Raw genomic sequence first — 15796 nt, 5'->3', positions numbered from 1 at the left:
CTGTCCTGCCTTGCGCTAACAGGAGACGGTCTCCGGTTATTCCGGTGGCTGCATCCGGATGATCCGGCTACATCTGGACGATCGGTTCCCTTGTGAACAGCGTCCCGAGGACGGGCGCGTTCACCCTGCGGTCGGCGAGCCTCAGTCCCTCCCACACCGACACCTGGTTGGCCGTGAGCACCGGCTTGGACAGCGCCTTCTCCAACAGCCGCAGATGCGCGGCCGTGTGCAACGCGGTGTCCGGCAGCAGCACGGCCTCCGCCCCGGAGCCGTCCGCCGACCGTGCCAGCGTCAGCACCTCCTCCTCCCCCCACGTGCCGACCTCCGCCGCCGTGACGATCCCCGACGCGCGGACCTCGGTCACCTCCAGCCCGCCGGCCCGCAGGAACTCCGCGAACAGCAGGGCCACGTCCTCCGGGTAGGTCGCGCCGACCGCCACCCGCCGCACCCCGAGCTCCCGGGCCGCGTGCACGAAGGCGAAGGACGTCGAGGAGGCCGGCATTCCGGCCACCCGGGCCAGGGTCCGCACCTGCTCCAGGGCGCCCTCCCAGCCGTAGACGAAGCTGCCGCTGGTGCAGGCCCACACCACCGTCTCCGCGCCGGACAGCCGCAGCACCTCCATGCCCTGGGCGAGCCGCTCGGCGGAGCCCATCTCGCGCAGCGCGTCCACCCGGTGCGCGTCCTCGCCGATGTCGGTGTGGACCACGTCCACCCGGATGTCGCTGCCCAGAAGCTGCTCGATGCGCGGATAGTCGTCCTCGGCGGAGTGGCCCGGATAGAGGAATCCGAGTGCGGTCATGTCGGCCCTTCCCACTGTTGCTGCGGTTCTTCGGGCAGTACGGGCGGCCAGTCACGCGCGGCCACGTCCAGCAGCGCCTGATACGGTCCCACGGCTCGGGTACCCAGCCGGCGCAGCGCCGCCCACATCGTGACCTGGTTGGCGGACAGGACGGGGATGCGCAGCTCGGCCTCCAGTTGCGGGATGACGTCGTACGTCGGCAGGTTGGTGCAGGAGATGAAGAGGGCTTCGGCGCTGCCCGGGCGGACGGCGCGGCGGGCCATCGCGACGACGTTCCGGTACGGCACCTGCCAGATGTGCCGGGTCAGATCCATGAAGGCGCAGCCGGTGACCCGTACGCCGGCCTCGGCGACGTACTCCCGCAGCGCGTCGGTCACCGAGACCGTGTACGGCGTGACCAGCGCGAGCCGTCGTATCCGCAGCTCCTCCAGGGCCTCCAGCAGGGCCCCGGAGGTGGTCACGGAGGGCAGGGCGCCGGCCCGGTGCATCGCCTCGCACAGCGCCCGCTCCCCCGCGATCCCGCCGACGAAGCTGCCGGAGGTGCAGGCATAGGCGACGACCTCGGGGGCGACGGCGGTCAGCGCGCGCACCGCCTCGCCCAGGGTCTCGTGCTCGCTGACCAGCCGGGCCAGGTCCAGGCTGACCTCGACCGGCACGAACGGGGTCCGGGTGAGGTGCAGCGACACCTCGTCGGGCACCCAGCGCCACAGCTCGCGGTCGAGGGCGAAGTCGAAGGGCGCCACGACCCCCACACCGCGCTGGGGGCGAGGACCGCCGAGAAAGGAGACGTCCATGGCAGGTACCCGTCTCACGCAGGGACACGAGGGGGCAACGCATCACGAGTGCGCCCTTGTTGACGACGGTAGGTTCGGGTGCGAGCGTGGTCAATCCACGCATGTCAGACGCTGCCTGTCAGACGTTCGGAGCCGCCGAGGATGACGCCGCCCCCGCCCGTCCCTGCCACCCCTCCCACGCTCCTGGTGCTGGACGCAGACCCGCCGCCCCGGCTGGGCCGGCTCACCGGCCGCGCCCGGATCGTGCACACGGACGCGGCGCACCTGGCCGAGCGGCTGCCGGCCGCGGATGTCCTCCTGGTCTGGGACTTCACCTCGCACGCGGTGCGCGAGGCCTGGCCGGGCGACGGGCCCCGCCCGCGCTGGGTGCACACCGCGAGCGCGGGCGTGGACCATCTGATGTGCCCGGAACTGGCCGCGTCCGACACCGTGGTGACCAACGCGCGCGGGATCTTCGACCAGCCGATCGCCGAGTACGTGGCCGCGCTGGTGCTGGCGGCGGCCAAGGATCTGCCGCGCACCCTGGAGTACCAGCGGGAGCGGGTGTGGCGGCACCGCGAGACCCGGCGGGTGGCAGGCACGCGTGCGTGCGTGGTGGGCTCGGGCCCGATCGGCCGGGCGATCGCCCGCACCCTGAAGGCCCTCGGTGTGACGACGGCGCTGGCCGGGCGGGTGCCGCGGACCGGCATCCACGGCCCGGCCGACCTGGACCGGCTGATCTCCCGCGCGGACTGGGTGATCGCGGCGGCCCCGCTCACCGAGCAGACGTACGGCATGTTCGACGCCCACCGCTTCGGCGTGATGCAGCCCTCGGCGTTCTTCGTGAACGTGGGCCGGGGCGCCCTGGTGGACGAGGAGGCCCTCGCCCAGGCCCTGACCCGCCGCTGGATCGCGGGCGCCGCGCTGGACGTCTTCACCAGCGAACCCCTCCCGCCGGACAGCCCGTTGTGGGGGCTGCCCGGGCTGGTCGTCTCCCCGCACATGAGCGGTGACACGGTCGGCTGGCGGGACGAACTGGGCGCCCAGTTCGTGGAGTTGTACGAGCGGTGGGCGGCGGGCAGATCGCTGGTGAACGTGGTCGACAAGAAGCGTGGATACGTCCCCGGCCACTGACCTACCAGGAGGGTGCATGCAGCTCACCGACCTGACCGCCGTACAACTCCTCGACGGCTACCGCAAGGGCGAGTTCAGTCCGGTGGAGGTGACCGAGCAGACCCTGGAGCGGGCCCGGCGGATCCAGCCGGAGGTGAACGCGTTCGTACGGCTCACCGAGGAGGACGCGCTGACCCGGGCCCGGGAGTCCACGGAGCGCTGGCGGCGTGGTGAGCCGGAGGGCCTGCTGGACGGGGTGCCGGTGACGGTGAAGGACATCCTGCTGCTGCGCGGCCACCCGACCCTGCGCGGCTCCAAGACCGTGCCGGAGCAGGGCAGTTGGGTCGAAGACGCACCGTCGGTGGCCCGGTTGCGCGAGCACGGCGCGGTGTTCCTCGGTAAGACGACAACCCCGGAGTTCGGCTGGAAGGGCGTCACGGACTCCCCCCTGTCCGGCGTGACCCGCAACCCGTACGACCCCTCGCGCACCGCGGGCGGCTCCAGCGGCGGCAGCGCGGCGGCGGTCGCGCTCGGTGCGGGCCCGCTGTCGCTGGGCACGGACGGCGGGGGCAGCGTCCGAATCCCGGCTGCGTTCTGCGGGATCTTCGGGCTGAAACCGACGTACGGCAGGGTGCCGCTGTACCCGGCGAGCCCGTTCGGCACGCTGTCGCACGCGGGCCCGATGACCCGCGACGCGGCGGACGCGGCCCTGCTGCTGGACGTCATCGCAGCCCCCGACGCCCGCGACTGGTCGGCGCTGCCCCCGGCACCGGGATCGTTCGTGGCGGCGCTGGACGGAGGCGTGTCCGGGCTGCGGGTGGCGTACTCACCCTCGCTGGGCGGGCAGGTGGCGGTGCGCCCGGCGGTCGCGGCGGCGGTACGCCGTGCGGTGGCGGCGCTGGCCGATCTGGGCGCGTACGTCGAGGAGACCGACCCCGACTTCTGCGACCCGGTGGAGGCGTTCCACACCCTGTGGTTCACCGGCGCGGCCCGCCTCACCGAGCGCTTCTCCCCGGACAAGCGCCGGCTGCTGGACCCCGGCCTGCGCGAGATCTGCGCGGAGGGCGCCCGGATGAGCGCCCTCGACCATCTGGCCGCGGTGGACGTCCGCATGGCCCTCGGGCGGCGCATGGGCCGCTTCCACGAGTCGTACGACCTGCTGGTCACGCCGACGTTGCCGATCACGGCGTTCGAGGCGGGCGAGGAGGTGCCGAAAGGCTCCGCACATCGCCGCTGGACCGGGTGGACGCCGTTCACCTACCCCTTCAACCTCACCCAGCAGCCCGCGGCGACCGTTCCGGTGGGGACGGACGAGGAAGGGCTGCCGGTGGGGATGCAGATCGTCGCCGCCCGGCATCGGGATGATGTCGTGCTGCGAGCTGCGCATGCCCTGTATGCGGCGGGGCCGGCGCATTCGAGAATTGCCTCATGAAATTCTCCCCGGAAGGCGAGGGCCATGGAGCGACTGGGAATTCGTCGAACCGTCGCCCAGAATTCAGTCGGCGTTTTTGACGGCTCCCGCCGGTGAACGTGCGAACGGGCCGGCCCGACGGCGCCAAAAGGCGCTCGCGGACCGGCCCGTCAGTGGCTCAGCTGGTGCAGGCCGAGATCAGCGCGCCCGGCGCGCCGGCGGTGATGGTCTCGGTCTTGGGGCCCACCGAGGTGCTGTACGGCCCGCCACTGGCGGTGGTGCCGGACACGGCGGCGCTGAGGGTGACACTGACCGTCTGGGTGGTCGTCACCCTCACCGCGGCACCCAGGCCGCCGTTCGGGCAGTCTTCCCTGGTCAGCACGAGCGGGGTGATCGAACCGTCGACCGTCGCCGTCGCCGTGAGCGTCACGCTGGCCAGCGTGGGCGTCGAGACGCAGGTGGTGTCGACGCAGGCGGAGACCGGAACCTGCGGAAGCGCGACCGGCCCGACCGTGAGGCTGGTGGAGGTCGGGGCGGCGAATGCCGGTGAAGCGGAAATGAGCGGAATGACACCGAAGGCAATCCCCGTCACACCCAGGGCAACTCGGTTACGCAGCCGTGAAATGGCCACTTTTTTCCCTCTCTCGAATCCGGTACCTGATTAGGCGGGGAGAAGCTATCTGCGCTCCAGAAAGGCGGTCAAGATCGCCTTCGCGTCTGCATCCCTTTCCGGCCACGCATCGCCGCCCGGGAAAGATCCACTGGAAGGCCGGAAACAGCCGTGGGCTCTCACGCCCGTCGGAAGCTGAGCGTCTCCCCCGCCGCCCCCGTGCGCCACAGGTCGTTGCAGGCCTCGGCCATCGCGTCCAGGCCCTCCACCAGCTGGCCCCACACGATCCCCGGCACCCACCCCACATCGCCGTTGAGCAGCAGGTTGTTGCGCTCGTAGAACAGGGCCAGGTCGACCACGGTGGTGCCGGGGCGCACCTCGCGGTCGTAGCCGTAGGCCCTGGTGCCCAGTTCGGTCCCGGCGAAGGAGAAGTAGCACAGGTCGCCGGGGATCGGGGTGACGGTCGGGTTCTCCAGTGGGGGTTCCGTGGAGGCGAAGGGCGGGAAGAGGGCGTAGATCTCGTTGCGCGCGTACTTGGCGTGGTAGACGTCGCCCGTCAGCGGCAGTGCCTCCCACACCGCCGCGCAGGTCAGGGGCGCACGTTCGTCCAGGAGTCGTGCCGTGCAGTGCACGTCCCGCTTGTCGAGCGAGACGGTGACGAATCGATCGGCCATGAAATCCATGGTGCATACGACGGATGCGCCTGGGTAGCCGCGCCGCCATGGCTCCACCACATGGGAACGACGTACACACGATCCGGTCGGAACACAGACGCTCCCGGCGCTCGCTGCTCGCGGGCCTCGCCGCGTTCGGCGCCCTGGGTGCGGCGGGCGCCGCGGGCTGTACGCGGGTGGCCTCGGCATCGGGCAAGGACGGCGGCGAACTGCTCGAACGGCTGAAAGCGCAGGGTGTCGTACGGCTCGGGATCGCCGGTGAGATCCCGTTCGGGTACATCGACAAGGATGGCCATCTCACCGGTGAGGCACCGGAGTTGGCGAAGGTGATCTTCAAGCGGCTCGGGGTGGACAAGGTGCAGCCCGTGCCGACCGAGTTCGGCTCGCTCATCCCGGGGCTGAACTCCCAGCAGTTCGATGTCGTGGCCGCCGGGATGTACGTCAATCCCGAGCGCTGCCAGCAGGTCATCTTCGCGGATCCGGACTACCAGATGCTGGATTCGTTCATCGTCCGCAAGGGCAACCCGATGGGGCTGCACTCGTACAAGGACATCGTCGCGAAGAAGGCCAAGTTCGCCACCGGCACCGGGTACGCGGAGATCCAGTACGCGGTGGAGGCCGGGTACAAGGAGAGCGACATCCTGATCGTCCCGGACCAGGTCGCGGGGCTGAACGCCGTAGAGGCAGGGCGTGTCGACGCGTTCGCCGGTACGGCGCTCACCACGCGCGAGGTGGTGAAGAAGTCGGGCAAGGCGGAGGCCACGGGGCCGTTCGCGCCGCTGGTCAAGGGCAAACCGCACGTCGACGGGGGCGCGTTCGCGTTCCGGCCGACCGAGACGAAGCTGCGGGACGCCTTCAACGCCGAGCTGCGCGGCCTGAAACAGAGCGGGGAGCTGTTCCGCATCCTCCGGCCCTTCGGTTTCACGAAGGCCGAGATGACGGACCTGACCGCGAAGGGGCTGTGTCACGGATGACCTCGGGCCTGTGGGAACTCGTACTGAAAGGCGTCTGGACCACCGTCCAGCTGCTGGTGTTCAGCGCGCTGCTGGCCGCGGCCGCCTCCTTCGCCGTCGGCATCGCGCGCACCCACCGGCGGTGGATCGTGCGCTTCCTCGCCGGCTTCTACACCGAGGTGTTCCGCGGCACCTCGGCGCTGGTGATGATCTTCTGGGTGTTCTTCGTACTGCCGGTCGCCTTCGGCTGGCAGCTGGTGCCGATGTGGGCGGGCACGCTGGCGCTCGGGCTGACGTACGGCGCGTACGGCTCGGAGATCGTGCGCGGCGCGCTGAACGCGGTCGACCCGGCGCAGAAGGAGGGCGGGATCGCGCTCAGCTTCACGCCCTGGCAGCGGCTTCGGCTGATCATGCTGCCGCAGGCGGTGCCGGAGATGATCCCCTCCTTCTGCAACCTGCTGGTCGAACTGCTCAAGGGCACCGCACTCGTGTCCGTCATGGGCATGGGTGATCTGACGTTCAGCGCCAACCTCGTACGGCTGGCGCTGCAGCAGAGCGCGGAGATCTACACGTACATCCTGCTCATCTACTTCGCGATCGCCTTCGTGCTGACGCGGCTGATGCGCGGGCTGGAGAAGCGGATGAAGGCCGGGATCGGCAAGGACACCGGCACGTTCTCGGCGTCGCGTGAGCTGAAGCGAGCGCAGACCACCGGTGTCGGAGGGGGTGGCATCGCATGAAGTGGGACTGGAACGCCGTGAGCGACTTCATGCCGGACTTCTGGCGCGGTCTGCTCGTCACGCTGGAGGCCCTGGCCCTCGGTTCGCTGCTGTCCTTCAGCCTGGGCCTGGTGTGGACGCTGCTGATGCGGACGCCGACCCGGTTCGTGCGCTGGCCGGTCGGGGTGGTCACGGAGTTCGTGCGCAACACCCCGCTGCTGGTGCAGCTGTTCTTCCTGTTCTACGTGCTGCCCGAGTGGGGCCTGACCTTCTCGGCGCTGGCCACCGGCATCTTCGCGATCGGCCTGCACTACTCGACGTACACCATGCAGGTCTACCGGGCCGGCATCGAGGCGGTGCCCGTCGGCCAGTGGGAGGCCGCGACGGCGCTGAACCTGCCCCGGCGCCGGACCTGGACGGCGGTGATCCTGCCGCAGGCGATCCGCCGGGTGGTCCCCGCCCTCGGCAACTACGTGATCGCGATGCTCAAGGACACGCCGATGCTGATGGTGATCACCGTGCTGGACATGCTCGGCCGGGCGCGGCTCTTCTCCCAGCAGCACTTCCAGTTCACCGAGCCCATCACCGTGATCGGTGTCGCCTTCATCCTCATCTCCTACCTGGCCTCCCTGCTTCTGCGAGCCCTGGAGCGACGTCTTGTCCGCTGACACTCCCCTGACAAACACACCCGAGCCCGGCGCGGGCACGGCGACGGCCGGCGGTGAGCTGGTCCGCCTGGCCGGCGTCACCAAGCGCTTCGGCGCGAACACCGTCCTGGACCAGCTGGACTTCTCCGTCCAGCCCGGCAAGCACGTGACCCTGATCGGCCCGTCCGGCTCCGGCAAGACGACGATCCTCCGGCTGCTGATGACCCTCACCAAGCCGGACGAGGGCACGATCACCGTCGACGGGCAGCGGCTGTTCCCGGCGCCGGAGAAGGAGATCCGGGAGGTCCGCAAGAAGATCGGGATGGTGTTCCAGCAGTTCAACCTGTTCCCGAACATGTCCGTGCTGCGGAACATCACCGAGGCGCCGGTGCAGGTGCTCGGCATGTCCAGGGACGAGGCGGAGCAGCGGGCCCGGGAGCTGCTGGACCTGGTGGGGCTCACCGACAAGTGCGACGCGCGGCCCACCCGGCTCTCCGGCGGGCAGCAGCAGCGGGTGGCGATCGCCCGCGCGCTGGCGATGCGGCCGGGGGTGCTGCTGCTGGACGAGGTGACCTCGGCGCTCGACCCGGAGCTGGTCGCGGGCGTCCTCGATCTGCTCAGGGACATCGCGCGCAGCACGGACATCACGATGCTGTGCGTGACCCACGAGATGGGTTTCGCCCGGGACATCTCCGACCAGGTCCTGATGTTCGACGCGGGCCGGGTGATCGAGGCGGGCCCGCCGGAGAAGATCTTCAGCGATCCGGAGCAGGAGCGGACCCGGGAATTCCTCAGCGCGGTTCTGTGACCACGCGCTGTGAACACGGGAAGTGCCGAGGTCCAGCCGTCGGCCCATGACCGAGGCATATGCCATTGAGCCTGAGCCGCAGTTGGGAGGGGGGTGGGGCGGGGCGCATTCTCGCCAACACCCTCTCCCAAAAGAGGCGTTGCCCGCTATCGTGGTATGGATCCGCCGACCGGACGCGAGGGGGACTGTCGTGAGGATCGAACCGACCGCCCCGTACCACTCGGCCCAGGACGCGCTGCGCGTGCTGGAGACCGTCGCCCGCCACGCCGCCGGCATCACCGACACCGAGCTGGCGCGCTGGACCGGCCTGGAGCCAGGGCGGCTGACCACCGTGCTGCTCATGCTGCGCCGCGAGGGCTACGTCGAGCAGATCACCGACGGGGCGTACGTCACCGGTGACACCCTGCGCCGGCTCACCTCGACGCACGACCGCGAGGAGGCCCTGCGCGAGAAGCTCCAGCGCACCCTGGACCGGCTGCGCGACTCGGTCGGAGCGGCCGTCTACATGAGCCGGTACGTGGACGGCGAGGTGAAGGTCACCCAGTGCGCCACCGGGCCCACCACCCCCGCGGTCAACGAATGGGTCGACTTCCGCTACTCCGCCCACGCCACCGCCATCGGCAAGAGCCTGCTGACCCAGCTGGACCACAACGGCCGCCGCGACCACCTCTCCCGGCACAAGATGCCCCGGCTCACCTCGCGCACCATCACCAGCGACAAGCTGCTCTTGTCCCGCCTGGAGTCCCAGCCGCCGACGGTGCCCGTCCTCGACCTCCAGGAGTACGCGATCGGCACGGTCTGCGCGGCCGTACCGATCACGGCGGGCTCGGCGGTCGGCTGCCTGGCGCTGTCGCTCCCGCTGGAGCACGCACACCGGCTGAAGCAGGCGGCGGACACGCTGAACCGCAGTGCGGCGCCTGTGCTCCTGTCGCTCACGATCTAGGTCCTGGACGGACGATCCAGGTGGTCACGAGCACCCCTCGGGACCGGGTAGTATTTTCTTCGTCGCCGACCGCGGAAATGAAAAATCCGCGAGAGGCGGGAGTCATGCGCCGCTAGCTCAGTTGGTTAGAGCAGCTGACTCTTAATCAGCGGGTCCGGGGTTCGAGTCCCTGGCGGCGCACGAGATCGAAGGGCCCTTCGCGCAAGCGAGGGGCCCTTCGGCGTCCTCCCTCGTCAGCGGCCTGTAGGCGGACTCCCCCGGTGGCCGCCACCAGACGGGATCCGCGCACCGGAACCCCTCCTGCCTGAGCAGCGCCCGGTGGATCTTGTTCGTCGCCGTCACCGGCATCCGGTCCACCACCCGCACGAACCGGGGCGCCATCTTCGTGCCGAGGTCCGGCTGGGCGCGCAGGAAGGCCTCGAAGGCCGCCGGGTCGAAGCTCCCGGCGATCGTCGCCATCACCTGGTCCCCGGTCACCGGGTCCGGCACCCCGTACACGGCGACGGCGAGCGCACCCTCGTACCGGGCGACGATGTTCTCGATCATCGCGGCGGCCAGGTTCTCGCCGTCGACGCGGATCCTGTCGTCGCCGCGGCCCGCGAAGTACAGATAGCCGTCGGCGTCCCGGTAGAAGAGGTCCCCGGTCCAGTACGCCCCCTCCCGGCGCCGCTCGGCCTCCGCCGCCGGGTTGCGCCAGTAGCCCTCGAAGGGGTTCGGGCCCCGGTTCACCAGCTCGCCGACCGCCTCGTCGCCGTTGAGCAGGCGTCCGGCAGTGTCGAAGGCGGCACGCGGGCACTCCCGCCCGGTGGCCGGATCGAGCACCACGAGCCCGGCTGCCGCGGGGCCCACCGCGCCCGGCGGCGTCCCCGGCGCCCACTGGATCGCCGCCCCGCCCTCGGACGAGCCGTAGCCCTCCACCAGCCGCACCCCGAAGCGCCGCTGGAAGGCCGCCGCGTCCACCGCGCCGGCCTCGGTGCCGAAGCCGAGGCGCAGCGGGTTGTCCCGGTCGTCCGGGCGCTCCTCGGTGGCGAGGAGGTACTGGATCGCCCGGCCGACATACGTGAAGTACGTCGCCCGGTAGCGGCGTACGTCGGTGAGGAACCCGGAGGCCGAGAAGCGCCGGCGCAGCGCCACCCCGGCCCCGGCGGCCAGCGCGGGCGCCCAGTCGGCGATCACGGCGTTGCCGTGGAACATCGGCATGCACACGTAGTGCACGTCGTCCGCGCGCACCCCGAACTGCCGGACCAGCGCGTACCCGGCGGCGGCCAGCCGGCCCTGGGAGCAGATGGCGGCCTTGGGCGCGCCGGTGGAGCCGGAGGTGAAGTAGAGCAGCAGCCGGTCGGCCGGGGCGGCACGGCCGGGGTCGGGCACGGCACCGGCGTACGGGGCGAGGAGCCCGGCGTACTCGGGGCCGTCGGTGACGAGGATCCGCACCCCGGGCAGGTCGAGACCGGCCAGCAGGGGCACGTGGGCCCGCTCGGTGACGACGAGCGGGCACTCGGTGTGCCGGAGGTCCCGGGCCAGCTCGGCGCCCCGCCGGGTCGGGTTGATCCCGGCGACGGCGGCCCCCGCAAGGGCTGCCGCACCGAGCCACAGCGGGAACTCCTCGGTGTTGTCGAGCAGCACCCCGACGTGCGGGACGGCGCCCGGTGGCAGCAGGTCCCCCAGCAGCGCCGCCCGCGCCGCCGCTCCCGCGGCCACCTCGTGGTGGCTGAGCCGCCGCTCCTCGCACCACAACCCCGGCCGGCGGTCCCCCCACCGCGCCGCCACCAGCTCGGCGACCGTCCGCCTCGTGGACTCCATGACGGAGCACGGTAACTGACGCAGCGTCAGAAGTGGAGGACTGTGCGGCTACGGCATCAGGCCGTCGGCCTCAGTGACCATCATGTGCGCCACGACGATGAAGACCACGCAGACGGTGGTGGCGAGACCGATGACGGTCAGCCCGAAGACCGTGCCGAAGGCGAGCCTGGCGCGCGAGGGCCGCAGCGCGGTGGCCAGCTCGGGGCACTCCGGCAGATAGCGCACGGTGACGTGGTCGCCGTCCACGACGGTCGAGGGGCCGTTCTCCTCGTCGAAGCGGACCGTGCGGCCCTCGCGGGTGGTGAACTCGTAGACGTGGTGCAGGGTGGTGTGCACCGACGAGTCCCCGCCGCCCCCGCTCGTCGTCGTGTACGACCTGAGGCAGCGGCCCTCGGCGGTCAGGCCGTGCGTCCAGGTCCGGCTGATGCGCCGGGCTCGCCGGACGAGCGCGTACGCCGCGAAGGCGAGGAAGCCGATCATCACGACCGGCACGATGTAGAGCAGCAGTTCCATGAGGTCCCCCGAGGTCGGTACGCCGCTCTCTTCGAAGGGCGTGGCGGGAAACTACCTCCGCGGCGGGCGAGTTGGCCTCAAGCGAAGCTCAGAACCGCGGGAGCGTCGCCCACTCGTGCGTGAGGACGATCGCCCTCGGCCCGGTGGCGCGGACCGCCGCTCTCCTTGAAGCGGACGGCGCGGCCGTCCACGGTGGTGTAGTCGTACTCGTGCCACTGCACGCGCTGGGGCACGTTGTTGACCGTCCGGGTGGTGGTCCAGGCCCGTATCGCCCGGGCCTGCGCGGTCAGTCCGCTCTCCCAGGCCGCACGCCGCTGCTGCGCGTCAGGACTCACGTGCGCCGGACGAGCAGGCGGAAGCATCCGTACCGGCGCACGCGGACCCTGTCCGAGCCGGAGTCGGAGGACGGCGGCCGGGATCGAACGGTTACGAACGCGATCAGAAGGTGACGTCCGAGCAGGCGTAGAACGCGTTGCCCGTGTCGGCGATCGTCCACACCGCGAGGATGACGTGGTGACCGCTCAGTCCGGTCGGCAGCGTGCCGCTGTGGGAGAGCGTCTGCGGCGGGCGCCGGCCGTCGTACGGCACCGTCAGGAACGGGGTGAGGTTGAGGTCCGAGCGGGACAGGGCGTGGTTCTGGTTCCAGCCCTGCCTGGTGACGTAGTACTTGAAATCCGTCGTGGCGTGCATGGCGGTGAACTGCCAGCGGAACGTGTACTGCTGACCTCCCGTCACCTTGGTGGTGGGCCAGGGCGCGCCGGACGGGGTGGTGGGCGAGCTGAGCTCGGCGAAGCGACTCAGGCCGCCGCTGCAGAGCTGGCCGTCGGCGGGTCCGGCGGCCGGGAAGCCCTTGGGGCCTTCGACGCTCTGCGGCTCCCACTGGATGTCGCCGCAGTCCGTCACGGTGCCGTTCTGGCAGAGCTTCTGCCTGCTGACGGGAAGGTCGGTGTAGCCGTGCCCGCTGGCGCCGCCGGTGGAGAGCGCGAAGGCTCCGGCGGTCACCACACCCAGCACGACTGCGGACAACTTGGTCTTTGTGCGCATGCTGCCGCTCCTGGAGAACGTGGGGAGTTCGGGGAGTTCGGTGAGCTGTGCAGATGTTAGGTCTAGACCAAGTCTCAGATTATTGCCGCGGCTTGAACATGTCCAGACCAATCGCGAGCCCTGTCATGAGCCTCGCCGCGATCCCGGCGCGATCCAAACGAGAGGCCCTAGAGCCCTCACCCCGGCTCCCCGCGCCCCGAGCAGAACGCCACCGTCAGGTCCCGCACGAGCACCTTCCGCTCGTAGTCGTCCAGTTCGACCAGGCCGCGCATGGTCAGCCGGGTCACCGTGTCCTCCACCGAGTCCACCACCGAGCTGAGCATGGTGGCCCGCTGCTGCGCGTCCAGCGTGGCGATCCGGCGCCGGTGCATCGCCGCCGCGACCTCCGGCGCGTACTCCACCCGGACCGGCTGCACCGAGAACACCTCCAGGCCCACCGGCGCGGTCTCCGCCGCCACCAGCCGGGTCAGCGCCTCCCCGGCCGCCTCCGCCCCGCCGCGCGCCCCGCCCGGCGGCTCCACGGGCACCCGGGCCAGCGCCGCCTCCACGCACTCGCGCAGGAACGCCTCGTGGTCCTCGATGCCGAGCAGGGCCCGCGCGGTGTCCCGCACCCGCCACACCACCAGGACGATCACCTGCTGCGCCACCCCGTTGCCGTCCGCCGCCGGCATCGCCTCGCTGCGCCAGTGCCGCAGCCGTACGTCGACCCGGCGGCGCAGCAGCAGCGGGTTCACCCAGAGCAGCCCGGTGCGCCGGACCGTCCCCCGGTAGCGGCCGAACAGGCCGAGCACCCAGGCCCGCCCGGTCGCCCCGCGGGCCAGCCCGCCGAAGCCGAGCACGCCGAGCGCCCCGGCCCCCGCGTACGCCGCCCACTGGGCCGGGCCGAGCCCCGCGCCCGTGTGCACCGGCAGGTGCAGCGCCTCCGCCGCGAGCGGCGGCAGCACCCCCGCCCACCACGAGGTGGCCAGGCAGCCGGAGAAGCCGCACGTCCCGGCGAGCACCCCGGCCGCCCCCGGCAGCACCCGTGCCGGGCGCTCGGCCAGCTCCGGGTCGACCTGCGGGAGCGTACGGCCCGGCACCGCCGCCGGGCGCCGCAACCGCGGCTGCTCGCCGGTGCCCTGACGGCTGCCCACCACGGCGGGCTTCAGCGGCACCGGGTCGGGGTCGTCACGGAAGAGCAGATGGACCGGGATCTCGGTGGTCGCCTCGTTCTGGATCAGCCGGGCCGGACGGGCGGCGGTGCCGGCCTCGCCCGCCTCGCCCGCCGCGCCTGTCGTACTCGCTGTGCCCTCCGCGCCCGCCGTGGCCTCCGCGCCCGCTGCGCCCTCCGCAGGCCCCTCGGACTCGGGCGTGTGTGACGTGGTCGTACTCATGCGTGCCTCCAGCCTCCGCGCCAGATGCCCTAACCGAACAGGCGGCGCCAGGTCTCCGGGCCCGGGTAGCCGTCCGCCGCGCCGCCCCGCCAGCCCTGGCTGCGCTGGAACGCCTCGACGGCCCGCCGGTCCGCCTCGCTCCAGCGCGGGCCCGGCCCGGTCTCGTAGAACCTGCCGAAACCTTTCTTCACCAGCTGCTTCCCCAGCTCGGTGACATAAGGGTTCTCCGCACCCGGCCGGAACCGGTTCCGGCCCGGATAGCCGGGCACACCGTGCGCGTCGGGGGGCAGCGACGGTCCGGCCGCGCCGCGCGCGATGCCCTTGCCCTTCCGGTTGACCAGCAGCTCCCAGGTGCGCGGGCCGGGCAGCCCGTCGGCGTCCGCACCGCTCCAGCCCTGGGCCAGCTGGAACGCCCGGGTGGCCCGCCGGTCCGCCTCGCCCCAGCGCGGACCCGGGCCCTGGGTGTAGTCGGGGCCGCCGCCCCGGGCGACGAGCATCTGCCCGAGCAGGGTGACGTACTTGTTGTTCGCCCCCGGGCCGAAGTACCCGGCCCCCGGGAACGGCACCGGGTCCGTCTTCTGCCCGGCCGGCTCCGCGCCCGCGGCGCCGGGGGGCACGCCCTTGTAGCGGTAGGGGACGTACTTGTCGGCGTGGCTCCAGTAGGGGTACGGGGTGGACTGACGGCGGGTGTGCGGGGGTGTCTGCTCGTAGGCCGTGTAGTAGGTGCGCGTGTAGTCGGTCCAGCCGCCGAAGATCACGACGTGGGAGCCGCGCTGGGGGTCGTCGGGGTTGTGGTGGAGCAGCATGTCGCCGGGCTGGAGGTCCTCCTTGGCGATCCGGTCCGCGAACCCCCCGAGGCTGCCCGTCCATTCGTTTCCGGGCAGGCCCCAGGCCATGGAGACGAAGCCCGAGCAGTCCTGCCGGTAGCCGTCGGACCAGTACGTGTCCATGCTGTACGGCACCTGCGCGGCCACCCAGACCTTGGCCCGCTTGACGATGTCGGTCCTGGTGGTGGCCGGGAAGCGGACGGCCGCGGGCTTCGCCGTGCCGCCCGCCGGACCGTGCAGCGGGGCCTCGGCGCCCTGCGGGGTGTCGGGCTCGCCGTCGTCCGGCGAGGCGTCGGGGCGGTGGGGTCCGGACGGGAGGTGCGGGGCGACGAGGGCAGCGGCCGGGGAGGCCGCACCGAGGGCCGCGGACGCGACGGCGGCCACGGCCAGCACTCCCCGGGCCGCCGGGTGATGGCCGCCGAGGCGGCCGGCCAGGAGGCGGGGGCTGATCCGCCGCCACCGGACGCAGCCGGGGCAGTCGCAGTCGCTCGCGGGGTCGAGTTCCTCGAACGCCGGAGCGGCCATGCGATCTGCCTCACATCTGGGGTGGTTCCGTCCGCGAGGGTGCACATTGATCAGTCTCACAACTGTCTTCCGGACACGCATGTTGACGGTCCGAATGATGTACGGGGCCCCGCCCGCGGCCTCCCCCGCCACCTCAGGGTGGTCGGGAGCACTCCTCGAGGTCGGGTAGAGTTCTCTTTGTCAGCAGGCGCCGCTAGCTCAGTTGGTTAGAGCAGCTGACTCTTAATCAGCGGGTCCGGGGTTCGAGTCCCTGGCGGCGCA

At 71.6% G+C, this 15796-nt stretch carries 17 protein-coding genes, 2 tRNA genes and 1 pseudogene; 10 read left to right on the top strand and 10 right to left on the bottom strand.

Translation table 11 applies throughout. The features are described from left to right. Positions 1-67: 67 nt before the first annotated feature. Together ACWD3E_RS00995 and ACWD3E_RS00990 are read right to left on the bottom strand one after the other, a co-directional pair. The gene (locus ACWD3E_RS00995) at positions 68-799 is read right to left on the bottom strand and encodes a maleate cis-trans isomerase family protein (RefSeq protein ID WP_451385423.1); all 732 of its coding nucleotides are present in this window, start codon (positions 797-799) and stop codon (positions 68-70) included. Beyond that, on the bottom strand, positions 796-1593 hold the full coding sequence (locus ACWD3E_RS00990) for a maleate cis-trans isomerase family protein (protein ID WP_451385422.1): 798 nt from the start codon (positions 1591-1593) through the stop codon (positions 796-798). The genes ACWD3E_RS00995 and ACWD3E_RS00990 overlap by 4 nt, the downstream gene beginning before the upstream one ends. Positions 1594-1734: 141 nt before the next feature. Here ACWD3E_RS00990 and ACWD3E_RS00985 point away from each other — a divergent pair, with 141 nt between their 5' ends. Both ACWD3E_RS00985 and ACWD3E_RS00980 read left to right on the top strand, forming a co-directional pair. Next, on the top strand, positions 1735-2706 hold the full coding sequence (locus ACWD3E_RS00985; protein ID WP_451385421.1) for a D-2-hydroxyacid dehydrogenase: 972 nt from the start codon (positions 1735-1737) through the stop codon (positions 2704-2706). Positions 2707-2722: 16 nt separating this feature from the next. Continuing rightward, complete coding sequence (locus ACWD3E_RS00980) at positions 2723-4117, top strand: amidase (RefSeq protein ID WP_451385420.1); 1395 nt, start codon at positions 2723-2725, stop codon at positions 4115-4117. A 157-nt stretch (positions 4118-4274) separates the two neighbouring features. On the opposite strand, the gene ACWD3E_RS00975 is transcribed toward ACWD3E_RS00980, so the two are convergent. Beyond that, on the bottom strand, positions 4275-4526 hold the full coding sequence (locus ACWD3E_RS00975; protein ID WP_451385419.1) for a hypothetical protein: 252 nt from the start codon (positions 4524-4526) through the stop codon (positions 4275-4277). Here ACWD3E_RS00975 and ACWD3E_RS00970 point away from each other — a divergent pair. Continuing rightward, positions 4516-4761: a hypothetical protein gene (locus tag ACWD3E_RS00970; protein ID WP_451385418.1), complete on the top strand. Its 246-nt coding sequence runs from the start codon at positions 4516-4518 to the stop codon at positions 4759-4761. The genes ACWD3E_RS00975 and ACWD3E_RS00970 overlap by 11 nt on opposite strands. Positions 4762-4885: 124 nt before the next feature. Here the strand turns inward: ACWD3E_RS00970 and ACWD3E_RS00965 are convergent, their stop codons facing one another. After that, complete coding sequence (locus tag ACWD3E_RS00965) at positions 4886-5380, bottom strand: DUF3830 family protein (RefSeq protein ID WP_451385417.1); 495 nt, start codon at positions 5378-5380, stop codon at positions 4886-4888. A gap of 47 nt (positions 5381-5427) precedes the next feature. On the opposite strand from ACWD3E_RS00965, the gene ehuB reads away from it, so the two are divergent. From ehuB to ACWD3E_RS00935, 6 genes are all read left to right on the top strand, one after another. Continuing rightward, complete coding sequence (ehuB, locus tag ACWD3E_RS00960) at positions 5428-6354, top strand: ectoine/hydroxyectoine ABC transporter substrate-binding protein EhuB (RefSeq protein WP_451385416.1); 927 nt, start codon at positions 5428-5430, stop codon at positions 6352-6354. Continuing rightward, positions 6351-7073 (top strand): ectoine/hydroxyectoine ABC transporter permease subunit EhuC, encoded by a 723-nt coding sequence (gene ehuC, locus ACWD3E_RS00955; protein ID WP_451385415.1) that lies wholly within the window; start codon positions 6351-6353, stop codon positions 7071-7073. Before ehuB ends, ehuC begins: the two co-directional genes overlap by 4 nt. Then, positions 7070-7720 (top strand): ectoine/hydroxyectoine ABC transporter permease subunit EhuD, encoded by a 651-nt coding sequence (gene ehuD / locus ACWD3E_RS00950; protein WP_451385414.1) that lies wholly within the window; start codon positions 7070-7072, stop codon positions 7718-7720. The genes ehuC and ehuD overlap by 4 nt, the downstream gene beginning before the upstream one ends. After that, entirely contained in the window at positions 7710-8507 is a 798-nt protein-coding gene (gene ehuA / locus ACWD3E_RS00945) for an ectoine/hydroxyectoine ABC transporter ATP-binding protein EhuA (protein WP_451385413.1), read from the top strand. The genes ehuD and ehuA overlap by 11 nt, the downstream gene beginning before the upstream one ends. A 190-nt stretch (positions 8508-8697) precedes the next feature. Next, positions 8698-9450 carry an IclR family transcriptional regulator gene (locus tag ACWD3E_RS00940; protein ID WP_451385412.1) on the top strand — a complete coding sequence of 251 codons (753 nt, stop codon included), beginning with the start codon at positions 8698-8700 and terminating at the stop codon, positions 9448-9450. Positions 9451-9556: 106 nt separating this feature from the next. After that, a tRNA-Lys gene (locus tag ACWD3E_RS00935) sits at positions 9557-9630 on the top strand. Here ACWD3E_RS00935 and ACWD3E_RS00930 read toward each other — a convergent pair. The 6 genes and pseudogenes from ACWD3E_RS00930 to ACWD3E_RS00905 all read right to left on the bottom strand — a co-directional run bounded on the left by ACWD3E_RS00930 (position 9596) and on the right by ACWD3E_RS00905 (position 15535). Further along, positions 9596-11253, bottom strand: a pseudogene (locus tag ACWD3E_RS00930) (AMP-binding protein). The gene ACWD3E_RS00935 and the pseudogene ACWD3E_RS00930 sit on opposite strands and share 35 nt — an antisense overlap. Positions 11254-11301: 48 nt before the next feature. Next, complete coding sequence (locus tag ACWD3E_RS00925; RefSeq protein WP_451385411.1) at positions 11302-11766, bottom strand: DUF3592 domain-containing protein; 465 nt, start codon at positions 11764-11766, stop codon at positions 11302-11304. A gap of 77 nt (positions 11767-11843) precedes the next feature. Beyond that, positions 11844-12101, bottom strand: a complete 258-nt coding sequence (locus ACWD3E_RS00920; protein WP_451385410.1) for a hypothetical protein — start codon at positions 12099-12101, stop codon at positions 11844-11846. A 103-nt stretch (positions 12102-12204) separates the two neighbouring features. After that, complete coding sequence (locus tag ACWD3E_RS00915; RefSeq protein WP_451385409.1) at positions 12205-12810, bottom strand: lytic polysaccharide monooxygenase auxiliary activity family 9 protein; 606 nt, start codon at positions 12808-12810, stop codon at positions 12205-12207. Between the two features lie 176 nt (positions 12811-12986). Beyond that, positions 12987-14183 (bottom strand): SPFH domain-containing protein, encoded by a 1197-nt coding sequence (locus tag ACWD3E_RS00910; RefSeq protein ID WP_451385408.1) that lies wholly within the window; start codon positions 14181-14183, stop codon positions 12987-12989. 29 nt (positions 14184-14212) lie between these two features. Further along, complete coding sequence (locus ACWD3E_RS00905; protein WP_451385407.1) at positions 14213-15535, bottom strand: peptidoglycan-binding protein; 1323 nt, start codon at positions 15533-15535, stop codon at positions 14213-14215. Between the two features lie 187 nt (positions 15536-15722). Between ACWD3E_RS00905 and ACWD3E_RS00900 the strand changes: the two genes are divergently transcribed. Beyond that, positions 15723-15796 (top strand) — tRNA-Lys (locus ACWD3E_RS00900).

The organism is Streptomyces sp. NPDC002676 (genome assembly GCF_053592455.1).
Note: the sequence above shows the minus strand (reverse complement) of the source record. Positions and strands in the feature narration are given on the sequence as shown.

What these genes read in the sequence shown, in the direction of transcription:
- ACWD3E_RS00995 (WP_451385423.1), bottom strand. Translation starts at nt 799, where the DNA reads ATGACCGCACTCGGATTCCTCTATCCGGGCCACTCCGCCGAGGACGAC.
- ACWD3E_RS00925 (WP_451385411.1), bottom strand. Translation starts at nt 11,766, where the DNA reads ATGGAACTGCTGCTCTACATCGTGCCGGTCGTGATGATCGGCTTCCTC.
- ehuD (WP_451385414.1), top strand. Translation starts at nt 7,070, where the DNA reads ATGAAGTGGGACTGGAACGCCGTGAGCGACTTCATGCCGGACTTCTGG.
- ACWD3E_RS00910 (WP_451385408.1), bottom strand. Translation starts at nt 14,183, where the DNA reads ATGAGTACGACCACGTCACACACGCCCGAGTCCGAGGGGCCTGCGGAG.
- ehuB (WP_451385416.1), top strand. Translation starts at nt 5,428, where the DNA reads ATGGCTCCACCACATGGGAACGACGTACACACGATCCGGTCGGAACAC.
- ACWD3E_RS00980 (WP_451385420.1), top strand. Translation starts at nt 2,723, where the DNA reads ATGCAGCTCACCGACCTGACCGCCGTACAACTCCTCGACGGCTACCGC.
- ACWD3E_RS00905 (WP_451385407.1), bottom strand. Translation starts at nt 15,535, where the DNA reads ATGGCCGCTCCGGCGTTCGAGGAACTCGACCCCGCGAGCGACTGCGAC.
- ACWD3E_RS00965 (WP_451385417.1), bottom strand. Translation starts at nt 5,380, where the DNA reads ATGGCCGATCGATTCGTCACCGTCTCGCTCGACAAGCGGGACGTGCAC.
- ACWD3E_RS00985 (WP_451385421.1), top strand. Translation starts at nt 1,735, where the DNA reads ATGACGCCGCCCCCGCCCGTCCCTGCCACCCCTCCCACGCTCCTGGTG.
- ehuC (WP_451385415.1), top strand. Translation starts at nt 6,351, where the DNA reads ATGACCTCGGGCCTGTGGGAACTCGTACTGAAAGGCGTCTGGACCACC.
- ACWD3E_RS00915 (WP_451385409.1), bottom strand. Translation starts at nt 12,810, where the DNA reads ATGCGCACAAAGACCAAGTTGTCCGCAGTCGTGCTGGGTGTGGTGACC.
- ACWD3E_RS00990 (WP_451385422.1), bottom strand. Translation starts at nt 1,593, where the DNA reads ATGGACGTCTCCTTTCTCGGCGGTCCTCGCCCCCAGCGCGGTGTGGGG.